Source organism: Cribrihabitans neustonicus (assembly GCF_048820895.1).
Classification (GTDB): Bacteria; Pseudomonadota; Alphaproteobacteria; order Rhodobacterales; family Rhodobacteraceae; genus Cribrihabitans_A; species Cribrihabitans_A neustonicus.
On sequence record NZ_JBMERQ010000001.1, the window covers coordinates 527,604 to 547,704 of the forward strand.

At 64.4% G+C, this 20,101-nt stretch carries 16 protein-coding genes and 1 tRNA gene; 10 read left to right on the forward strand and 7 right to left on the reverse strand.

Annotated features, from left to right (window positions below; all coding sequences use genetic code 11):
- Nucleotides 1-47 precede the first annotated feature (47 nt).
- Complete coding sequence (locus ACOHWE_RS02505) at nt 48-317, forward strand: usg protein (RefSeq protein WP_420663863.1); 270 nt, start codon at nt 48-50, stop codon at nt 315-317.
- A 54-nt stretch (nt 318-371) separates the two neighbouring features.
- Here the strand turns inward: ACOHWE_RS02505 and ACOHWE_RS02510 are convergent, their stop codons facing one another.
- Complete coding sequence (locus ACOHWE_RS02510; protein ID WP_420663864.1) at nt 372-1,325, reverse strand: radical SAM protein; 954 nt, start codon at nt 1,323-1,325, stop codon at nt 372-374.
- Nucleotides 1,326-1,480: 155 nt separating this feature from the next.
- On the opposite strand from ACOHWE_RS02510, the gene zwf reads away from it, so the two are divergent.
- From zwf to pgi, 3 genes are read left to right on the forward strand one after another with little or no spacing between them, the layout of a single operon-like run.
- Entirely contained in the window at nt 1,481-2,953 is a 1,473-nt protein-coding gene (gene zwf, locus ACOHWE_RS02515; protein WP_420663865.1) for a glucose-6-phosphate dehydrogenase, read from the forward strand.
- Nucleotides 2,950-3,621 carry a 6-phosphogluconolactonase gene (gene pgl, locus ACOHWE_RS02520; protein ID WP_420663867.1) on the forward strand — a complete coding sequence of 224 codons (672 nt, stop codon included), beginning with the start codon at nt 2,950-2,952 and terminating at the stop codon, nt 3,619-3,621. The genes zwf and pgl overlap by 4 nt, the downstream gene beginning before the upstream one ends.
- Nucleotides 3,622-3,636: 15 nt before the next feature.
- On the forward strand, nt 3,637-5,241 hold the full coding sequence (gene pgi / locus ACOHWE_RS02525) for a glucose-6-phosphate isomerase (RefSeq protein WP_420663869.1): 1,605 nt from the start codon (nt 3,637-3,639) through the stop codon (nt 5,239-5,241).
- Between the two features lie 120 nt (nt 5,242-5,361).
- Here the strand turns inward: pgi and ACOHWE_RS02530 are convergent, their stop codons facing one another.
- From ACOHWE_RS02530 to ACOHWE_RS02545, 4 genes are all read right to left on the reverse strand, one after another.
- The gene (locus ACOHWE_RS02530; protein WP_420663871.1) at nt 5,362-5,850 is read right to left on the reverse strand and encodes a hypothetical protein; all 489 of its coding nucleotides are present in this window, start codon (nt 5,848-5,850) and stop codon (nt 5,362-5,364) included.
- Between the two features lie 165 nt (nt 5,851-6,015).
- Nucleotides 6,016-6,393: a hypothetical protein gene (locus ACOHWE_RS02535; RefSeq protein WP_420663872.1), complete on the reverse strand. Its 378-nt coding sequence runs from the start codon at nt 6,391-6,393 to the stop codon at nt 6,016-6,018.
- Nucleotides 6,394-6,551: 158 nt separating this feature from the next.
- Nucleotides 6,552-6,625: transfer RNA gene (locus tag ACOHWE_RS02540), tRNA-Gly, on the reverse strand.
- A gap of 119 nt (nt 6,626-6,744) precedes the next feature.
- Complete coding sequence (locus ACOHWE_RS02545) at nt 6,745-7,281, reverse strand: hypothetical protein (RefSeq protein ID WP_420663874.1); 537 nt, start codon at nt 7,279-7,281, stop codon at nt 6,745-6,747.
- Nucleotides 7,282-7,639: 358 nt separating this feature from the next.
- Here ACOHWE_RS02545 and ACOHWE_RS02550 point away from each other — a divergent pair, with 358 nt between their 5' ends.
- Nucleotides 7,640-7,768 carry a hypothetical protein gene (locus tag ACOHWE_RS02550; RefSeq protein ID WP_420663876.1) on the forward strand — a complete coding sequence of 43 codons (129 nt, stop codon included), beginning with the start codon at nt 7,640-7,642 and terminating at the stop codon, nt 7,766-7,768.
- Nucleotides 7,769-7,810: 42 nt separating this feature from the next.
- On the opposite strand, the gene ACOHWE_RS02555 is transcribed toward ACOHWE_RS02550, so the two are convergent.
- Nucleotides 7,811-9,850: an ASKHA domain-containing protein gene (locus tag ACOHWE_RS02555; RefSeq protein ID WP_420663877.1), complete on the reverse strand. Its 2,040-nt coding sequence runs from the start codon at nt 9,848-9,850 to the stop codon at nt 7,811-7,813.
- 262 nt (nt 9,851-10,112) lie between these two features.
- Between ACOHWE_RS02555 and guaB the strand changes: the two genes are divergently transcribed.
- The 3 genes from guaB (at nt 10,113) to ACOHWE_RS02570 (ending at nt 15,182) form a co-directional block, all read left to right on the forward strand.
- Nucleotides 10,113-11,561 (forward strand): IMP dehydrogenase, encoded by a 1,449-nt coding sequence (guaB, locus tag ACOHWE_RS02560; RefSeq protein WP_420663879.1) that lies wholly within the window; start codon nt 10,113-10,115, stop codon nt 11,559-11,561.
- Between the two features lie 46 nt (nt 11,562-11,607).
- A complete protein-coding gene (locus ACOHWE_RS02565) occupies nt 11,608-12,783 on the forward strand; it encodes an RsmB/NOP family class I SAM-dependent RNA methyltransferase (protein ID WP_420663881.1) in 1,176 nt (391 codons plus the stop codon).
- Between the two features lie 92 nt (nt 12,784-12,875).
- Nucleotides 12,876-15,182, forward strand: coding sequence for an ATP-binding response regulator (locus ACOHWE_RS02570; protein WP_420663882.1), 2,307 nt, complete (start codon nt 12,876-12,878; stop codon nt 15,180-15,182).
- 246 nt (nt 15,183-15,428) lie between these two features.
- Here ACOHWE_RS02570 and ACOHWE_RS02575 read toward each other — a convergent pair whose 3' ends face one another.
- Nucleotides 15,429-16,028, reverse strand: coding sequence for a gamma-glutamyl kinase (locus tag ACOHWE_RS02575; protein WP_420663883.1), 600 nt, complete (start codon nt 16,026-16,028; stop codon nt 15,429-15,431).
- Between the two features lie 192 nt (nt 16,029-16,220).
- On the opposite strand from ACOHWE_RS02575, the gene recA reads away from it, so the two are divergent.
- Together recA and alaS are read left to right on the forward strand one after the other, a co-directional pair.
- Nucleotides 16,221-17,288, forward strand: coding sequence for a recombinase RecA (gene recA / locus ACOHWE_RS02580; protein ID WP_420663884.1), 1,068 nt, complete (start codon nt 16,221-16,223; stop codon nt 17,286-17,288).
- Nucleotides 17,289-17,443: 155 nt separating this feature from the next.
- The gene (gene alaS / locus ACOHWE_RS02585) at nt 17,444-20,101 is read left to right on the forward strand and encodes an alanine--tRNA ligase (protein ID WP_420663886.1); all 2,658 of its coding nucleotides are present in this window, start codon (nt 17,444-17,446) and stop codon (nt 20,099-20,101) included.

A 20,101-nucleotide genomic window follows, 5' to 3' on the forward strand; every position in this document is an offset into this window, starting at 1 on the left:
ATACGCTCTAGGATGAGGATGAGGGGGTAGTTTTTGGAGGCTTAAGAATGGAGACCACCGAGACCGAGCTGATGCTCAAGGGATACGGGCTGACGATAGCCGAATTCACCTATCACATGCCCGATCACACCCATGTCCTGAACACGTTCCTGTGGCAGGATTACGATCTGGCGCCGGATCATCCGCGGCTGTTCAAGTTCATCGAGTTCTGGCAGCGCGAGATCGAGGGCCCGTTGCATTCGGTGCGCTTCAACCACCGCAAGATGATCGGCCCAGGCGAATGGCGCAACGTGGTTGGGGAATTCCAGATCCACTGACCAAAGCGGCGCCCGGCACGGCCCGGGCCCCGGCGGCACGGATCCCGGCGGGCCTCAGGCCGAACAGCTTGCCCCGCCGAGGACGCAGAACTTGGCGCAATGGGGATGGTTCAGCGGCACCGGCCGCTCGGCCTGCTCCAGAGTTTCGCCCATTTCGAACTCCGGCGCATAAGGCAGCAGGGTGCATGCCAGTACCGCCGGCCGCGCAGCGCCCTTGCGCTTCACCACCATCCGTGAGGAGGCGCACATCACGCTGTCCGGCCGCTTGCCCAGGATGTCCCAGCATGCGGTGGTGATTTCCGGCACCTCGACGCTTTCGTCCATTTCTGGAAACAGCACCGTCTGGCCGGGGTCGGCGGCGTCGATGGCAAAACCCTCGCGCTCGAACAGCGCCGCGTAGCCCGCGCGTGCCTCCGCCTCACTTTCGCCCCAGACGGTGCGGCCCGCCACCGCCATGCGGAAGCCCGCGTCCCGCAGCCAGCGCATGCCCTCCAGCGTCTTTTCAAAACTGCCCGCGCCGCGCTCGGCGTCGTGCAGCCTCGCGCTGTGGTGGTCGACCGAGACCCTCAGAGTGAGCTTTTGGCTGTAAGTCTCGCACAGGGCCCGCAAACCTTCGCGCACCGCCGGGCGCATCATCGGCCGCATCGCGTTGGTGAGAATCAGCACCTCATAGCCGCGTGCCAGCGCCGCCCCGGCCATCGCGTTCATTTCGGGGTTCATGAAGGGCTCGCCGCCGGTGAAGCCGATTTCGCGCACCGGCCAATTGCGCGCCGCAATCTGGTCCAGGTAGTCCTCGACCTCGGCGGCGGTCAGATAGACCAGCGCGTCATTTGTGGGCGAACTCAGGATATAGCAGTTGCTGCACTCGATGTTGCACAGCGTGCCGGTATTGAACCAAAGGGTCTCCGGATGGGTGAGCGGCACAAGGGCACGCGGCTGACCATCTGCCGTCACTTTCGGGTGCTGGAATTTCCCGGCGTTTGCGACGGATTTCTGAAGGTCTTTCATGCGGATGTCCTTTTGGGGCGGTTCCTTTCGCGGCAAGCTAGCTTATACTGGAAGGGAAATGAAAGCAGCCGGACAGGCACATGACAGGGATGTGAAGCCGCGGCACGTGGCCCCTGAGCCGGCCCCCAGCAGGAAAAGAAGGGGATAAAAGCCACATGGTTTCGCGTGTGATACCGGTCGACCCGTTTGATCTGGTGATCTTTGGCGGCACGGGCGATCTGGCCCGGCGAAAGATCCTTCCAGCGCTGTTCCGCCGCCATTGTGCGGGCCAGCTGCCAAGGGGTGCACGCATTGTCGGCGCGGCGCGCTCGGATATGGATACCCCGCAATACCGGGCCCTGGTCGCGGAAGCACTGCACCAATACGGTGGCGGCGAAGCTTCCGGCGCGGTGGTGGAGGCATTTCTGCAGCAGGTGAGCTATGTAGCGCTCGACGCCCTGGGTGAAGAGGGCTGGGAGTCGCTCGGTGCGCTCTTGCGCCTGCCCGGAGCCGCCCAGGTGCGGCTGTTCTACTTCTCGGTCGGTCCCAGCCTGTTTGCGCCGCTGGCGGAGCGGCTGCATGGACATGGGCTCACCCATGCCGATGCGCGCATCGTGGTGGAGAAGCCTTTCGGACATGACCTGGAGACCGCCCGGGCGCTTAACCGCACCCTGGCCAGCCATTTCCAGGAAAGCCAGATCTACCGGATCGACCACTACCTCGGCAAAGAGACGGTACAAAACCTGATGGCCGTGCGCTTTGGCAACATGCTGTTCGAGCCTTTGTGGAACAGCCAGTATGTCGACCACATCCAGATCACCGTGGCCGAGACCGTCGGCGTCGAGGGGCGCGAGGAGTATTACGAGCGCGCCGGCGCCATGCGCGACATGATGCAGAACCACCTGATGCAGCTGCTCTGCCTCATTGCGATGGAGCCTCCCGCCAAGTTCGACCCGGATGCGGTGCGTGACGAAAAGCTGAAGGTGATCCGCGCGCTCGATCCGGTGGAGCCACACCACATTGTGCGGGGCCAGTACCAGGCGCGGCTGGATCCGGAGGACCCGCACCCGTCCTACCGCGGGTTGGTCGGCAATCCGCGCAGCACGACCGAAAGCTATGCTGCGCTAAAAGCGCACATCAGCAACTGGCGGTGGGCGGGCACACCGTTTTACCTGCGCACCGGCAAGCGGCTGGTGAACCGGTCTTCCGTCATCAACGTGATGTTCAAGGACGCGCCGCATTCAATCTTCGGGGCGGAGGCCGGACGCCACGCCAACCACTTGAAGATTCGCTTGCAACCGAATGAAGGTATTACACTTAGTGTCACCATCAAGGAGCCGGGACCCGGTGGCATGCGGCTCATCGACGTGCCGCTGGACATGAGCTTTGCCAAGGCGCTCGGGCCGGAAAGCGGGACGCCCCCGGATGCCTACGAGCGGCTGATCATGGATGTGGTGCGCGGCAATCAGACCCTCTTCATGCGGGGTGACGAGGTCGAAGCCGCCTGGGCCTGGACCGATCCGGTAATTGCGGGGTGGAAGTCCCGCGGCGATGTGCCTAAACCTTATGATAGCGGTACCACCGGCCCGGACGACGCCAATCTGCTGATGCGACGGGATGGCCGGGAGTGGAGGGGAATCAACCCATGAATGTTAACGAATACCCGGATCGGGATATGCTGGCGATCGAGGTTGCCAATGAAATCGCAGGCGATCTGAAGACGCATCTGCTGCATCACGACAGCGCTTCCTTTGCAGTGGCGGGCGGCACCACGCCGGGGCCCATCTTTGACGATTTGTGCGCAGCGGATATCGAATGGGACCGGGTGCGGGTGATGGCGACGGATGAACGCTGGGTCCCGCCGGAGCATGAGCGCTCCAACATGCGGCTGATCCGCGAGCGGCTGTTGTCCCATCGCGCCGCCGCTGCCCGCTTTGTGCCTTTCTATATTGAGGGCAAGGAACCGGAAGCGGCGCTGGCGGAGCTGGAAAGCGCGGTTATGCCCGAGTTGCCGCTGTCGGTGCTGCTTTTGGGCATGGGTGAGGACATGCATACCGCCTCACTGTTCCCCGGCGTTGCCGGGCTGGCCGAGGCGCTGGCTGCCGATGCGCCGCCCTTGGTTGTGATGCGGCCTGACAGCCAGCCGGAAGCGCGCATCAGCCTAAGCGCGCCGGTCCTGGATGCGGCGATTGCCAAACATCTGGTGATCTATGGCGACGCTAAACGCGAAGCGCTGGAACGCGCTGCCACACTGCCGCCGGAGGAGGCGCCGATTCAGGCGGTTCTTTCCGAGGTTACCGTTCATTGGGCTCCTTGAGACAGGAAAAGGCGAATGTTTGAGAAGTTGAAGTCGCTTCATGCCGGGCTGCAGAACCACCGGATCGAAACTTTGTTCCAGGACGATCCGCTGCGTGCGGAAGGCTTCAGCCTGCGCGCTGACGGCATGCTGTTCGACTACTCCAAGACCGCGATCACCGCGGAGGTGCGTGCGGCGCTGATTGAGCTGTGCGAGACGCGCGGGGTGGCGGAACGGCGCGCTGCGATGTTCGAAGGCAGGAAGATTAACGAAACTGAGCAGCGCGCGGTCTTGCACACGGCGCTGCGCGACCCCGACGGCCTGCCGCTGGAGGTGGATGGCCGCGACGTGCGCGCGCCGCTCAAGGCGACGCTCACGCGGATGGAGGACCTCGCGCGCCGGGTGCGCAGCGGAGTGATGGCGGGGCCGGGCGGAGCCTTCACTGATGTGGTCAATATCGGCATCGGCGGTTCGGATCTGGGCCCCGTGATGGCGACCTTGGCGCTCGCGCCCTATCACGACGGGCCCCGCTGCCATTTTGTCTCCAATGTCGATGGCGCCCACATTCATGACACGCTGCAACAGCTTGATCCGAAACGGACATTGGTGATCGTCGCCTCCAAGACCTTCACCACGATCGAAACCATGACCAACGCCAGGACCGCGCGCCGCTGGATGGAGGCGGGAGGCGGTGATCCGGCCGCGCAGTTTCTCGCGCTTTCCACCGCTGAGGACGAGACAAGCGCCTTCGGCATCCCGCCCGAGCATGTCTTCGGGTTCGAGGACTGGGTCGGCGGGCGCTACTCGGTCTGGGGGCCGATCGGGCTGAGCCTGATGCTGGCCATCGGGCCGGAGGATTTCCGCGCCTTCCTCGACGGCGGGCGGGCGATGGACGAGCATTTCCGCACCGCGCCCTGGCAGGAGAACATGCCGGTGATGCTGGCACTCACCGGAATCTGGCATCGGCAGGTCTGCGGTCATGCCACCCGCGCGGTGCTGCCTTACAGCCAGCGCCTGCAGCGGCTGCCTGCCTACCTGCAGCAGCTGGAGATGGAGTCCAACGGCAAGTCGGTGGCGATGGATGGCTCGGCGCTGGAGTATGAGAGCGGCCCCGTGGTGTGGGGTGAGCCCGGAACCAATGGGCAGCATGCCTTCTATCAGCTGATCCACCAGGGTACCAGCGTGATCCCGGCCGAGTTTCTGGTGGCGGCGCGCGGCCATGAGGCGGAGCTGGCAGAGCACCATAGGCTGCTCGCGGCAAATTGCCTGGCTCAATCAGAAGCGCTGATGCGCGGCCGCGGCCTGGAGGAGGCGCGGGGGTTGATGCGGTCCAAGGGGTTCGAGGGGGCTGAACTGGAGCGCCAGGCGCGGCACCGCGTTTTCCCCGGCAACCGGCCCTCGACCACGCTGCTCTTCCCGCAGCTTACGCCATATGTGCTGGGCCAGATAATCGCGCTGTATGAGCACCGGGTGTTTGTCGAAGGTGTGATCCTCGGTATCAACTCCTTTGACCAGTGGGGCGTGGAGCTGGGCAAGGAACTGGCGAACACCCTCGCGCCACTGCTTGCAGGCGAAACCGGCGCGGAGGAGAAGGATGGCTCCACCCGCCAGTTGATCGCCTATGTGCGGGAAGCAGGCTGAGACTGCCGGAGACGCATTTTTGTAAAGCTATTCCTGCAAAGGCGAGGGCTGGCGGATGCCTGGTTAGGTGCGATTTTGCAAAGGGCGGCCCGGTCCTTACGCAGGCCGGGCCGTATGCACTCAGGGCACCGTGACGTTGCTGGTGAACGTATTGACGAACTGGCCGCTCTCCGGGTCGGTCAGCGAGGAAAATTCGCCGCCGCCCTTGGCCTCCTGCCATTTGCCGGTACCGCCGCTAACTTCCCAATCGCCGGTAAGAGCGCCGGTCTCGTCCATCGCCTTGGCGGTCCAATGCAGCACTACTGTATCGCCCGCATTGTCGGTGAAGGCGCAGATGCCGTTGCCATCTGCCGCGCCCGAGGCGATCTCCACCGCGCCGAAGCAGGGGCCGGCTGCGCCCTGCATCGGATGGGATTCGTCCCCCATTTCGACGCTTTCGTAATCGGAGCGGATCTGCATCACCATGTGGCTCTCGGCGATCTCGGTCACCGTGCTGCTGCTGATCCCCATGCCTTTGCCCGGCTGATCCCAGGTTGTCTCTGCACCAGCCGGAGCGGCGACTGCGGCACATGTGGAAATTGCGGCGGCGGTGAGATATCTGCGGTTCATGAAATTTCCCCCTCCAGAAATACGGCCCGCCAAGGTGCGGGTCCGATCCGCAAGTATAGCATGAATCGGGAGAGGGCGTTCAGCGTCGAATGTGCGCCTTGGGAACTGCCAACCGGGCGGAGCCTTTGAATACTCCGCCCAGCGGCCGTATCGAGCGGTTGTATGTCAGGCAGTTTCCAGGTGCGGAGCGGGCATATCACAGCCTTTCTGGGTCATCTGCGCGGTAATAGCGTCATAGTTGCCCTTCGCAGCCGAGAGTGCGGTGGCGTGGTCTTTGGTAGCCGCGAGCGCAAATGCAGCGGGCCAGAAAAGCACAAGCGCCACGCCGGTAGCAATAGCGTCATTGGTGGCGGCCTGCTTCTGTTCCGCGTTCAACAGGTTAAGCCGGGAAACGATTTCGTTCCGCTCCGCCATAAGCTGGGCACAAGATCGTCCTTGGTAGGAGGAGGGGCTGACATAGCTGGCGGCGATTTTGTCCGGATTTTGAGCGCAGCCCGCCAGTGCAACGGCGGCGGCAAGAATCCCAGGGACAGTATTCTTCATTGGATATTTCCGTTTTGTTGAACTGAATGGAAACAATTGGAACTTGCATAACAAAGGCACTCTTCTATCGCAGCGGCATATTCACGAGAAGCAAAAAATGTCTCGAATGCTCGCTAGAGCAGTCGGTCGTTCGCGACAAAAAAACGGAAGTGGGAAGGTGGAGCGGGTAGCGGGAATCGAACCCGCGCGTTCAGCTTGGGAAGCTGACAGGCTACCATTACATCATACCCGCCTGTACCTGCTGAGGTAGCCAAATCGCCGGGGCGGGTCAACGGCGAAAATGCACAAACAACAGCGGCCCGCAGGCCGCTGTTTCTTCGGAGGCGCTATGCCTCCTGCCCGGTTGGAGTATCACCGGGACAGGTGGTCAGTGGTGAACAAATAGTCATCTTCGCCGGAGTGGCAGGCAATGCAGCCGGCATCCATGCCCTTCGCCACCCGGCCGGCAAGCCGCATGCCAGCGGGGTTCTTGTCGATTGATCCGTCGGGGAGGTACTTGGCCCAGAACCAGTCCTGATTGTCCGGGTCATAACCCGCTTCGCGGCGGAACATCACCGTCACCGCAGCAAGGTGCGTCGCCGGGTCGGCCAAAACCTGGCTCGCCTCCACGCCTTCGGGGCCGTAGTTGCGCTTGATGACCAGGTCGCCGGTGTGTCCGTTCAGGCTGGCGGTGGTGTAAAAGGTTTCCAGCATCATTCCGTGCGGCGCCACCCCGTCGTAAGGGAAGCTGCGCAGCATACCTTCTCCTGCCAGGTTCAGTTCGGTCATCACGCGCCACAGCTCGGCGGCGTAATCAGCATCGGCGTCGGTACCAAAAGCCGCCTCCTGGGCGGCGGCCGGACTGGCGGCCGCCATGGCCAGCGCTGCGGCGATAGCAAAGTGTTTCATCTCCAATCCTCCCAGTGAGCCCCTCGGATCATCCTAACGCCGCTGGCCGGTCCGGCCCAAGACCGGCGCGCCCGGTTTCACCTGCCTGTGCGCAAGCGTGACTGGACGGGGCAGGGCGGGCCGCAGGATGCTGGGTCAAACCAAAGGGAGTCACAAATTGCTGAAGCGAATCTTTTTCCTTGCTGCCGCTCTGGCGCCTCAGGTTTCTGCCGGGGCGGAGGCCCGCGTCTGTATCGAAAACGCGTCCGGCAAGAGCCACTTCTTTGTTGCCGAAGCGGCGGATGGCAGCCGGGAGTCTGGCAATTTAGCGCCGGGCGGGCAACTCTGTGCGGCGGGGGGCGAGCCGGGAGCGCGGGCCGTGGTGTCGGTATTTGAGAATGCGCAGCACCTGGAGGGCTGTTCGCGGCTCACCCCGATGGGACAAAGCGAAAGGCTGATCCGTTACGCCGATTTCGACCGCTGCGAATGGCGCTCCCACAGCCGCTAGCGCGCGCCCTGAACTGGCGCGCACCGGTCTTGCTCCAGGCTCTCAGCCGCGCCGCCGGCGTCTGCGGCCGCCGCCATCGGCTTCGCCGCCAGTGTTAAAACTGACGTCGGGCAGGGTGACAACGCTTTCGAGGATCGGGAAGGGCTCGGCCGAGTTGGGAATGGCCGAGGCATTCACGAAATGCTCCTGGAAGCGCGGCTCGACCGCGGTTTCGATCTTCACGATGTTGCGCACCGTTTCCTCGATCTCACGCCGGGCGTCGGTGTTCAGGAGCGCGATGCGGGCCCCGGTGCCAGCCGCGTTGCCGGCCGAGGTGACCTTCTCCAGCGGGCAATCGGGGATCATGCCCAGCACCATCGCGTGTTTGGCCGAGATATGCGCGCCAAAGGCCCCGGCCAGAACCACCCGGTCCACCGTGTCGGCGCCGAACTTGTCCATCAAAAGCCGCGCACCGGAGTAGAGGGCGGCCTTGGCCATCTGGATCGCCCGGATGTCCGGGTTGGTCACGGTGATTGTGGGGCCGCCATCCGCGGAGCCGTCCCACAGCAGGTAGGCATTGGTGCGCCCGTCCTGGATGCAGCGGGGAGAGCCGGTCTGCGCGGCAGACCCGATCAGGCCGGAGGCGTCAAGCACACCTGCCAGCCGCATCTCGGCTATCGCCTCGATGATGCCGGAGCCGCAGATGCCGGTAATGCCGGTGGTGGCGATGGCCTCTGCAAAGCCCGGATCATCCGACCACAGATCCGAGCCGATTACCCGGAAGCGCGGCTCCTTGGTCTCGGGGTTGATCTCCACCCGCTCGATCGCACCTGGCGCGGCACGCTGGCCACTGGAGATCTGCGCGCCCTCGAAGGCGGGTCCGGTGGGGGAGGAACAGGCGAGGACTTTGTCCTTGTTGCCGAGCAGGATCTCGGCGTTGGTGCCCACATCGACCACCAGCACCAGATCTTCGGACTTGTCCGGCGCTTCCGACAGCGCGACCGCCGCGGCATCGGCGCCGACATGGCCTGCGATGCAAGGCAGCAGGTAGACGCGCGCGGCAGGGTGGATGTTCAGGTCCAGTTCCGCCGCCCGCAGCGCCAGCGCATTGGAGGTCGCCAGCGCAAACGGCGCCTGGCCCAGCTCGAACGGGTCGATGCCAAGGAACAGGTGGTGCATCACCGGGTTGCAGACAAATACCGCGTCGACGATCAGCGCTCTGTCAATCTGCGCTTCCTCGGCGATTTGGGAAAACAGCGCGTTCATGCCCTCGCGCACCGCGCGGGTCATTTCCTGATCGCCGCCCTTGTTCATCATCGAATAGGAGACCCGGCTCATCAGGTCTTCGCCAAACCGGATCTGCGGGTTCATGATGCCGGAGGAGGCGGCGACCTCGCCCGATTGCAGATTGCACAGATGCGCGGCGATGGTGGTCGAGCCGAGGTCCACCGCAAGTCCGTAGATCGGGCCTTCGTAGAAACCCGGCCAAATGTGCATGATCTTCGGCGGGTGGCTTTCGTCGCCCAGATGCACGGCGACAGTCACTTTCCAGCCGCCCTTCCGCAAGGCGGGCTGGAGGCTGTGCAGGATGTGCAGGTCGGTTTTGACGTCCTTCAGCTCCCATTGGGTTTCCAGCGCTTCGATCAGCCGCTCCATGTCGCCCGAGGGCTTGTGCATGTCGGGCTCCTCGACCTCGACATAGAACAGCCGGGTGGAGGGGTTCATTACGATGTCGCGGGCCTCGGCGCGTTTGCGCACGACCTGGCGGTGAACCTGGCTTTCTGGCGGCACGTCGATCACGATGTCGCCCTGCACCGTGGCTTGGCAGCCCAGGCGGCGGCCTTCGGTAAGGCCCCGCTTGTCCTTGTAGCGTTGCTCCACCTTGTTCCATTCGCTGAGCGCGCCGTCCCGCACGGTTACGCCATGCTTGGGGAACTCGCCGTAGGAGGGCGTTACCTGGCACTTGGAGCAGATGCCGCGGCCGCCGCAGACCGAGTCCAGATCGACGCCAAGCTGGCGGGCGGCGGTCAGCACCGGAGTGCCCACGGGGAAGCGCCCGCGTTTGCCGGAGGGGGTAAACACAACGAGAGGTTCGTCAGCCATGCCTGTGCCTTTTGGTTCCGCAGTTTGGGCGGAGCATATGGGCTTTTGCGGCAGACGAAAGGCGGGGCGCGGCATTTTCCCGTCTGCGGGCGGCATATTGGCCAAAATCATGCCCGGGAGATGCGGATTTTTCCCGCTGGTGCAGGCCAGTCGGTGCGCGCGCTGACCCTGCGTCGGGCAAACTTGCCTGTGGCCTCTTCCCCCCCGGCAGCATCTGTGCAATAGGGTCACCGCCAAACGGGGTTATGCATGGGGACGACAAATGCAGATTCGTGAGGCTCTCACCTTTGATGATGTTCTTCTGGTACCGGGCGCATCCGACGTGCTGCCCAGCACCGCCGATACCCGCACGCGGGTCACCCGCTCGGTGTCGATGAACATCCCGCTGCTCAGCTCTGCCATGGACACGGTGACTGAATCGCGGATGGCCATTGCGATGGCGCAGGCGGGCGGCATCGGCGTCATTCACAAGAACCTCTCCGCTGAGGAGCAGGCGCAGGAAGTGCGCCGGGTGAAGCGTTTCGTCTCTGGCATCGTCTACAACCCGATCACGCTCACCGCCGATCAGACCCTGGCGGATGCCAAGGCGCTGCAGGAGAAATACCGGGTCACCGGCTTCCCGGTGGTGGATGCACAGGGCCGCGTGGTTGGCATCGTCACCAACCGCGACATGCGATTTGCCTCCGATGACAAGACCCCAGTGTCGGTGATGATGACCTCCAACAACCTCGCCATGCTGCAGGAGCCCGCGGACCTGGAGGAGGCCAAGTCGCTAATGAAGGCGCGGCGGATCGAGAAGCTGCTGGTGAGCGACAAGAATGGCAAGCTCACCGGCCTGCTGACGCTGAAGGACACCGAGCAGGCGGTGCTGAACCCGACCGCCTGCAAGGATGACCTGGGCCGCCTGCGGGTGGCTGCGGCGACCTCTGTGGGCGACAGCGGCTTTGAGCGCTCTGAAGGGCTGATCGCCGCGGGCGCCGACATCGTGGTGGTGGATACCGCCCATGGCCATTCCGCCGGAGTGCTGGAAGCAGTGAAGCGGATCAAGGCCCAATACGGCAAAGTTCAAGTGATCGCGGGCAATGTGGCCACCGGTAACGCAACCCGCGCGCTGATCGACGCGGGCGCGGATGCGGTGAAGGTCGGTATCGGCCCGGGCTCGATCTGCACCACCCGCATGGTGGCGGGCGTGGGCGTGCCGCAGCTGACCGCAATCATGGACTGCGCTGCTGCTGCCGGCGACACGCCCGTCATTGCCGATGGCGGCATCAAGTTTTCCGGCGATTTTGCCAAGGCGATTGCGGCTGGCGCTTCCTGCGCCATGGTCGGCTCGATGATCGCGGGCACCGATGAATCCCCTGGCGAAGTGATCCTCTACCAGGGCCGCTCGTTCAAATCCTACCGCGGCATGGGCTCGATGGGCGCGATGGCGCGCGGCTCGGCCGACCGCTATTTCCAAAAGGATGCCGCCAGCGACAAGCTGGTGCCCGAGGGCATTGAGGGACAGGTCCCCTACAAAGGCGGCGCCGGTGCGGTTATCCACCAGCTGGTAGGCGGCCTGCGCGCAGCGATGGGCTACACCGGCTGTGCTACCGTGGAGGAGATGCGCCAGAACTGCGAGTTTGTGCGGATCACCGGCGCGGGTCTCAAGGAGAGCCACGTGCATGATGTGCAGATCACCCGTGAATCGCCGAATTACCGGGTGGGCTGAAGATGTTGCGCGCCGCGGTTGAAGCGCTGCCGCCAGGGCGCGGGGCATGACCCCCGCGGCCCGCTGCCAGGCGGCGATTGAGATCCTGGACCAGGTATTGGAGGGCGCCTCCGCGGAACAGGTGCTGACCGCCTGGGGCCGCCGCAGCCGCTTTGCCGGCTCAAAGGACCGCGCTGCGGTGCGCGACCATGTGTTCACCGCGCTGCGCTGCCTGCGGTCCCATGCGGCGCTTGGCGGGTCGTGGTCGGGCCGCGGACTGATCCTCGGCGCGATGCGCGAGGCGGGGGAGGACCCGGCCGCCATCTTCACCGGCGAGGGCCACGCGCCGCAGCCCCTCACTCCCGCCGAACGGGCGCTGCCGGCGCTGCCGGAGGGGGCCGAGCGGCTCGATATTCCCGACTGGCTCTGGCCCGCTTTCAGTGCCAGCCTTGGCAATCAGGCCGAGGCGGCAGCGCTGGCACTGCGCTCCCGCGCGCCGGTGCATCTGCGGGTGAACATCGCGCGTGCGAGCCTGGCGGAAGCGCAAGAAGCGCTGGCGCAGGAGGGCATCGCCACCGTGCCGCACCCCGCTGCGGCGACCGCGCTGGAGGTCACTGAGGGTGCACGCAAACTGCGCAACTCTGGCCCCTACAAATCAGGTATGGTCGAACTGCAGGACGCTGCCAGCCAGGCGGTCTGCGAATTGCTGCCGCTGGCCGATGGCATGCGAGTGCTCGACTATTGTGCAGGCGGCGGCGGCAAGAGCCTTGCGATGGCGGCGCGGGCACGGGTTGCACTCTTTGCCCACGACGCCGATCCGCGCAGGATGAAAGACCTGCCGGACCGCGCGGCGCGTGCGGGCGCTCCGGTTCAGCTTCTGGAATCCAGTGAACTGGAGAAGGCCGGGCCCTTCGATCTGATCCTTTGCGACGCGCCCTGTTCTGGCTCCGGTTCCTGGCGGCGGGCGCCCGAAGGTAAATGGCGCCTAACACCCGGTAAACTACAGCTGCTGCGCAAAACCCAAGGTGAAATCCTTGCCGCTGCGGCCCCTCTGGCAGCGCCGGGCGGGGTTCTGGCTTTTGCCACATGCTCCATGCTGGAGGAAGAAAACTCCGCCCAAGTTCAAGCGTTTATCGCGCGGAATGAAGGCTGGCAGATGACTGCCGAACAGAGTTGGCAGGTGCAGGAAGGCACCGATGGTTTCTACGTTGCCGTGTTGACGCGCGCGAAGGCCGGTTGCTAGGTTCACTCCCGGAAAACCTATGTTTTTCTTAACGTGGTTTTAACTCAACTTGCCGCGTTATTGCGGCACCAAGCACTGTCCATGGAGCCGCAATGATCGGTCGCCGAGAAACCTCCGTCCCGGAATTGCGCGTCTATGCGCCTGAACATGCCCGGCTTGCGGCGACACTCCTGCTGGCGGTGATGCTGATGCTTGCCCCTTGGCTGCTGGCGCTGCCTGAATGGATGGGCCGCGGCTTTGTGATGGTGGGGCTGACGCTGGTGGCGGTGGCGGGGCTGATGCTGTTGCAGACACGGCTGCGCCTCAACGCCCGCGCGATGGCGGCGGAGCTGCTCACCGGCTTCATCGAAAAGGATGCAACCCCCAGCTTTGTCACCGACGATGACGGGATGATCCACGCCTGCAACGCTGCCGCGGTGAAACGTTTTCAGGACGCGTCCAAGGAGACCCTGGCAGGCACGCTGCGCTCGGTGCTCGCAAACCCATCGGCGGTGCTGTTCCGTCTGCAGAACCGCGCCCGCGTTGATGGCGCCGCACGTGAGGACATCGTGACCCGCCGCGGCCACGTGCGGCTGGCGGTGCACCAGATGAACGGCGGCAGCTATCTGTGGCGGGTTGAGGATATTCTGGAGCGCGCAGGCTCCGGCCGCGGCGCGGAAGCGGTGGCAGTGCCAATGATCACCGTCGGCCGCACAGGCGCCGTTCTGTTTATGAACGAGGCCGCCCGCGGCCTGATCGGCGAGCGGGCGAAGTCCACCGACAGGCTGTTCCCCTCGCTGCCGGTGCTGCCAGGGAAGATCAACACGCTCAGCACCAAGTCCGGCCCGGTGCAGGTGCTGGTCAGCGAGAAGAACCGCACCCAGGGCCGCAGCGAGCTCTACATGATGGAGGTCGACGAGAAGGAACTGGCCGCGGGACAGGCGGGCTTTGAATCCCTTCCCGTTCCCTTCCTGAAAGTCGCGCCCTCGGGTGAGATACTGACCGCCAACAAGATGGCGCTCCGGCTCCTCGGCATTGACAGCTGCGGCAACCGCAAGCTCGGCCAGCTGATGGAAGGCCTGGGCCGGCCGATGTCGGACTGGCTGCGGGATACGGCGGACGGGCTTGCCCCGAACAAGTCCGAGTTCCTGCGCGTGGCGCGCCGTGACAAGGAGGTCTTTGTCCAGATTACTCTGACCCGTATTCTGGAGGAAGGCGCGCCGGTGCTCATTGCGGTGCTGAATGACGCGACCGAGCTGAAAACGCTGGAAGCGCAGTTCGTCCAGAGCCAGAAGATGCAGGCGATCGGCCAGCTCGCCGGCGGGGTGGCGCATGATTTCAACAACCTGCTGACCGCAATTGCAGGCCATTGCGACCTGCTCCTGCTGCGCCACGACCAGGGCGACCAGGATTACGGCGATCTGATCCAGATCCACGAGAATGCCAACCGCGCCGCCGCGCTGGTCAGCCAGCTGCTGGCGTTTTCGCGCAAGCAAACCCTCCAGCCCGAGGTGCTGGATGTGCGCGACACGCTTTCGGACCTTACACATCTTCTGAACCGCCTGGTGGGTGAGAAGGTCACGCTGACGCTCAGCCACGACCCGGTGATGAAGGCGATCCGCGCCGACAAGCGGCAGCTGGAGCAGGTGCTGATGAACCTGGTGGTGAACGCGCGGGATGCGATGCCCCAGGGCGGCGAGATCCGGGTGGAAACCGAGGTGCTGTCGCTCGACGGCCCGCTGGAGCGCGACCGCGCCACGGTGCCGGAAGGCGACTGGGTGACAGTTAAGGTCTCGGACGAGGGCGTGGGTATCGCGCCGGACAAGCTGCAGAAGGTGTTCGAGCCTTTTTACACGACCAAACGCACCGGCGAGGGCACCGGGCTGGGCTTGTCGACCGCTTATGGCATCATCAAGCAGACCGGCGGCTATATCTTCGTGGATTCCGTGAAGGGCCACGGCACCCAGTTCACCCTGTTCTTCCCCGTCTACAAGCAGCAGCCGCAACTGCAGCCCGCCGCCAGGAGCGAGGACAAGGCCGCCGCCGCTAAGCACGGCGAAGGCGTGGTGCTCCTGGTGGAGGACGAGGCGCCGGTACGGGCTTTTGCCTCCCGCGCGCTCAGGATGCGCGGCTACACTGTCCTGGAAGCGGAATCGGCCGAGGACGCCCTGCGCACGCTGGAGGATCCGGGGCTTACCGTGGATGTCTTCGTCACCGATGTGGTGATGCCGGGCATGGACGGGCCGAGCTGGGTGCGCGAGGCGCTGAAGGAGCGCCCCGAAACCCGCGTGGTCTTTGTTTCCGGCTATGCCGAGGGCGCCTTTGGCGAAGCGGAACCGATGGTGCCGAACTCGGTCTTCCTGCCAAAACCTTTTTCTCTCAACCAGTTGACGGAAACTGTTCACGCGCAGCTGCACTAAGGTTTCCGGTACTGGAAGCATCAGGGGCCGCCCAATTTTTTGGGGCGGCCCTCTTCTTTGGCGCGGGACAAGGCCGTCAGGCCGCCGCGCATCGCCGTCGCGCCCCCACGCGGCGGCGATTTTGCTGTGGCTGGGTGGTCCCTCGAAATCGCGTACGGACGAGGCCGGGATAAACTGCCAGTCACTTTTGCCGGATGGCCTCCGCGCGCACCGGCAACGCGCGGCTCCGCATCTCAGCAAGAATGTTCAGCGCGCCGGTATGCTGTCGTAGAGATCGAACTCCGCTGCCCGCTTGCGCCGCACCAGCGCCTCGGTCTCAGGGCTGACGTCCAGATGCGCTTGCGGGCTCACGTTGCGGCGCTGTGTCGTGATGCTCTGCTCCAGCCGCGTTTCCAGGAAGGTGCGGAAGGCGTCCTGGTCCTCGTAGCGGAACAGGTGGGTGACCTTGCAGCCGTTGGCCTGCGGCTCGAGAAACTTGGCCTGGCTCCCGACATTGGCAAAGCCGGGGGGCTTGCCCTTGCAGGCCGCATGCAGGAAGGCGTCGAAGGAAATGCCCCTGGTCGAATTGGGTTTGCCTTCCATGAATGAGCGCTGGCGGAACCGGTACCAGCTGCCGAGCCAGCTGAACGGCTCGCGCATCACCGCCGCCACTTCCAGCTCGGCATCGCAGACCTTCTCGTACATTGGCCGGATCCAGCGGTTATAGCGGAACAGCGGCGCATGCTTCAGCTCCGGCGGGTCGGAGATCGCCAGGTCGGCGCGGTTCCGCAGAGCATCCTGATAGGCGGTGGTGCCGGTCTTGGGCACCGACAGAAGCACCAGCCGTTCTTTGAAAAAGATCATCATTTCGTTAACTGCCCGGTAAATCCTGCTGGCTTCATTCAACCTTAAATCAATCTTTAACACCTCGCACCCGCTTCTGGTACAGCAGAAACCAGTTGCAATGTTCTCGTTTTGATCGCATACGGAACAAGAGGCGAACAAAGCAGTGATTGCCGCACGCCCCGGTGTGTGACACATAGAAAGGGACAAGGGACTATGGCGGATCTTTTGACCATGAAGAACAAGATGAGCGGTGACAAGCAGAAGGCGCTGGACAGCGCGCTTGCCCAGATTGAGCGGCAGTTCGGCAAGGGCTCGATCATGAAGATGGGCGACGGCAGCGCCGCCCAGGAGATCGAGGCCAGCTCGACCGGCTCTCTGGGCCTGGACATCGCGCTGGGGATCGGCGGCCTGCCGATGGGCCGGATCATCGAGATCTACGGTCCGGAAAGCTCGGGCAAGACCACGCTGACGCTGCATTGCATCGCGGAACAGCAGAAGAAGGGCGGCGTCTGCGCCTTCGTCGACGCGGAGCACGCGCTCGACCCGCAGTATGCCGCGAAGCTGGGCGTCGACCTGGACGAGCTCTTGATCTCGCAGCCCGACACCGGCGAACAGGCGCTGGAGATCACCGACACGCTGGTGCGCTCGGGCGCGGTCAACATGGTGATTGTCGACTCGGTGGCGGCTCTGACGCCGAAATCCGAGCTCGAAGGCGACATGGGGGACAGCAGCGTCGGCGTGCAGGCCCGCCTGATGAGCCAGGCAATGCGCAAGCTCACCGGCTCGATCAGCCGCTCCAAATGCATGGTGATCTTCATCAACCAGATCCGCATGAAGATCGGCGTGATGTTCGGCTCGCCCGAAACCACCACCGGCGGCAACGCGCTGAAGTTCTACTCCTCGGTGCGCCTCGACATCCGCCGCATCGGCTCGATCAAGGACCGGGACGAGGTGGTCGGCAACCAGACCCGCGTCAAGGTGGTGAAGAACAAGGTGGCGCCGCCGTTCCGGCAGGTGGAATTCGACATCATGTATGGCGAAGGCATCTCCAAGATGGGCGAACTGCTGGACCTCGGCGTCGCCGCGGGCGTGGTCAACAAGTCCGGTGCCTGGTTCTCCTACGGGGATGAGCGGATCGGCCAGGGCAGGGAGAACGCCAAGCAGTTCCTGCGCGAAAACCCGTCCATCGCCTATGATATCGAGGACAAGATCCGGGCCTCACACGGGCTGGAGTTCCACCGCCCCGAGACGGATGGCGCCGACGATATCCTCGAGGCCTAAGCACCCGGTAGTCTGATCAATTCACGGGCGAAGGGGCGTGGCGAGGGCCGCGCCCCTTTTTCGTGCGGCTGGCGGCCTTCCCGCTGTGGACAGTGCCCCGGCGGGGCGGTAAACCTGCCCGGACCGCTGAAAAAAGCCCGTAAGAGATCCCGCACATGCCGACGCTCAACGATATCCGTTCAACCTTTCTGAACTACTTTGCCAAGCAGGGCCACGAGATCGTGGAGTCGAGCCCGCTGGTGCCGCGCAACGACCCGACCCTGATGTTCACGAACTCCGGCATGGTTCAGTTCAAGAACCTCTTCACCGGGGTCGAGACCCGCGACTACAAGCGCGCCACCACCTCGCAGAAATGCGTGCGCGCCGGCGGCAAGCACAACGACCTCGACAACGTGGGCTACACCGCGCGCCATCACACGTTCTTCGAGATGCTCGGGAACTTCTCCTTTGGCGATTACTTCAAGCAGGAGGCGATCCCCTTTGCCTGGGAGCTGATCACCAAGGATTTCGGCATCGACAAGAGCCGCCTGCTCACCACCGTCTACCACACCGACGACGAGGCCTTCGAGATCTGGAAGAAGGTCGGCGTGCCGGAAGACCGGATCATCCGCATCGATACCTCCGACAACTTCTGGCAGATGGGGCCGACCGGCCCCTGCGGCCCCTGCACCGAGATCTTCTATGATCACGGCGACCACATCTGGGGCGGCCCTCCGGGCAGCAAGGACGAGGACGGCGACCGCTTCATCGAGATCTGGAACATCGTCTTCATGCAGAACGAGCAGTTTGAGGACGGCTCGATGAAGGCGCTCGATATGCAGTCAATCGACACCGGCATGGGGCTGGAGCGGATCGGCGCGCTGCTTCAGGGCAGCCATGACAACTATGACACCGACCTGTTCAAGGCGCTGATCGAGGCTTCGGCCGAGGCCACCAGTGTTGACCCCTATGGGGATCAGAACGTGCACCACCGGGTGATTGCCGATCACCTGCGCTCCACCTCCTTCCTGATTGCCGATGGTGTGATGCCCTCCAACGACGGCCGGGGCTACGTGCTGCGCCGCATCATGCGCCGCGCCATGCGCCATGCGCATCTGCTGGGCGCGAAGGATCCGGTGATGCACCGCCTGGTCCCCGCGCTGGTGAGCCAGATGGGCGGCGCCTACCCGGAACTGGGCCGCGCCCAGGCGCTGATCGAGGAAACCCTGAAGCTGGAGGAAACCCGCTTCAAGCAGACGCTCGACCGCGGTCTGAAGCTGCTGGATGACGAGCTGGCGGGCCTCGGCGAGGACGCGCCGCTGCCGGGCGAGGCTGCCTTCAAACTTTATGACACCTACGGCTTCCCGCTGGACCTCACGCAGGACGCACTCCGCGAAAAGGGCCGCAGCGTCGATACAAGGGGCTTCGATGCCGCCATGGCCGAGCAGAAGGCCAAGGCGCGTGCCGCCTGGGCGGGGTCCGGCGAAAGCGCCGACAGCACCATCTGGTTCGACATCGCCGACACCCACGGCGCCACCGATTTCCTCGGCTACGAGACCGAGACAGCCGAGGGCCAGATCCTCGCTATCGTGCAGGACGGCGGTGAGGTGAAAGAGGCAGGCAAGGGCGCAAGCGTGCAGCTGGTGCTGAACCAGACGCCGTTTTATGCCGAGGCCGGAGGCCAGGTTGGCGACAGCGGCGAAATCCGCATCGAAGGCGGCGTGGTCCGTGTCACCGACACCAAGAAAGCCGCGGGCGTCTTCATTCACTTCGGCGAAGTAACCGAAGGCACCATCAGTACAGGCGCGGCCGCGCAGCTGGAGGTCGACCACGCCCGCCGCACCGCGATCCGCGCCAACCACTCGGCAACGCACCTGCTGCACGAGGCCCTGCGCGAGGCGCTTGGTGATCACGTCGCGCAGCGCGGCTCCCTCAACGCCGAGGACCGTCTGCGTTTCGACTTCAGCCACGCCAAGGCGCTGAGCGCTGAAGAGCTGGCCAAGGTCTCTGCCGATGTGAATGCCTACATCCGCCAGAACACGCCCGTGGAAACCCGCATCATGGCGCCGGACGACGCCCGTGACCTGGGCGCGCAGGCGCTCTTCGGGGAAAAATACGGCGACGAGGTGCGCGTAGTCTCCATGGGCCGGGCGCCGACTGGCAAGGGCCAGGACGGGCATACCTATTCCATCGAGCTCTGCGGGGGCACCCATGTAAAGCAGACCGGCGACATCGGCGCCTTCGTGATCCTGGGCGACAGCGCGTCTTCCGCGGGCGTGCGCCGCATCGAGGCGCTGACTGGCGCCGAGGCGTCCCGCTATCTGGAGGAAGAGGCGCTGCGCATGGCCGAGGTCGCAAGTGCTCTGAAAGCCCAGCCGTCGGAGGTGATGAGCCGCCTGAAGGCGCTGATGGACGAACGCAAGAGCCTGCAGAACGAGGTTGCGCAGCTGCGCCGCGAGCTGGCGATGGCCGGCGGTTCCGGCAATGGCGGCGGCGCGGAAGCGAAGGTGGTCGACGGCGTCAAGTTCCTCGCGCAGGTGCTGAATGGTGTGTCGGGCAAGGACCTGCCCGCGCTGATCGACGAGCACAAGGCACGGCTGGGCTCCGGCGCGGTGCTGCTGATCGCAGATGCCGGCGGAAAGGCCGCGGTGGCCGCAGGTGTGACCAGCGACCTGACCGGGCGCGTCTCTGCGGTGGATCTGGTCAAGGCCGCGGTTGCCGAACTCGGCGGCAAGGGCGGCGGCGGCCGGCCCGACATGGCCCAGGGCGGCGGCAAAGATGCCGCCAACGCAGATGCGGCCATCAAGGCTGCCGAAACCGTATTGGGAGGATAA

Bases quoted from the DNA above. Each gene is read 5' to 3' on its own strand.
- ACOHWE_RS02505 (WP_420663863.1), top strand. From the start codon at position 48: ATGGAGACCACCGAGACCGAGCTGATGCTCAAGGGATACGGGCTGACG.
- ACOHWE_RS02510 (WP_420663864.1), bottom strand. From the start codon at position 1,325: ATGAAAGACCTTCAGAAATCCGTCGCAAACGCCGGGAAATTCCAGCAC.
- zwf (WP_420663865.1), top strand. From the start codon at position 1,481: ATGGTTTCGCGTGTGATACCGGTCGACCCGTTTGATCTGGTGATCTTT.
- pgl (WP_420663867.1), top strand. From the start codon at position 2,950: ATGAATGTTAACGAATACCCGGATCGGGATATGCTGGCGATCGAGGTT.
- pgi (WP_420663869.1), top strand. From the start codon at position 3,637: ATGTTTGAGAAGTTGAAGTCGCTTCATGCCGGGCTGCAGAACCACCGG.
- ACOHWE_RS02530 (WP_420663871.1), bottom strand. From the start codon at position 5,850: ATGAACCGCAGATATCTCACCGCCGCCGCAATTTCCACATGTGCCGCA.
- ACOHWE_RS02535 (WP_420663872.1), bottom strand. From the start codon at position 6,393: ATGAAGAATACTGTCCCTGGGATTCTTGCCGCCGCCGTTGCACTGGCG.
- ACOHWE_RS02545 (WP_420663874.1), bottom strand. From the start codon at position 7,281: ATGAAACACTTTGCTATCGCCGCAGCGCTGGCCATGGCGGCCGCCAGT.
- ACOHWE_RS02555 (WP_420663877.1), bottom strand. From the start codon at position 9,850: ATGGCTGACGAACCTCTCGTTGTGTTTACCCCCTCCGGCAAACGCGGG.
- guaB (WP_420663879.1), top strand. From the start codon at position 10,113: ATGCAGATTCGTGAGGCTCTCACCTTTGATGATGTTCTTCTGGTACCG.
- ACOHWE_RS02565 (WP_420663881.1), top strand. From the start codon at position 11,608: ATGACCCCCGCGGCCCGCTGCCAGGCGGCGATTGAGATCCTGGACCAG.
- ACOHWE_RS02570 (WP_420663882.1), top strand. From the start codon at position 12,876: ATGATCGGTCGCCGAGAAACCTCCGTCCCGGAATTGCGCGTCTATGCG.
- ACOHWE_RS02575 (WP_420663883.1), bottom strand. From the start codon at position 16,028: ATGATGATCTTTTTCAAAGAACGGCTGGTGCTTCTGTCGGTGCCCAAG.
- recA (WP_420663884.1), top strand. From the start codon at position 16,221: ATGGCGGATCTTTTGACCATGAAGAACAAGATGAGCGGTGACAAGCAG.
- alaS (WP_420663886.1), top strand. From the start codon at position 17,444: ATGCCGACGCTCAACGATATCCGTTCAACCTTTCTGAACTACTTTGCC.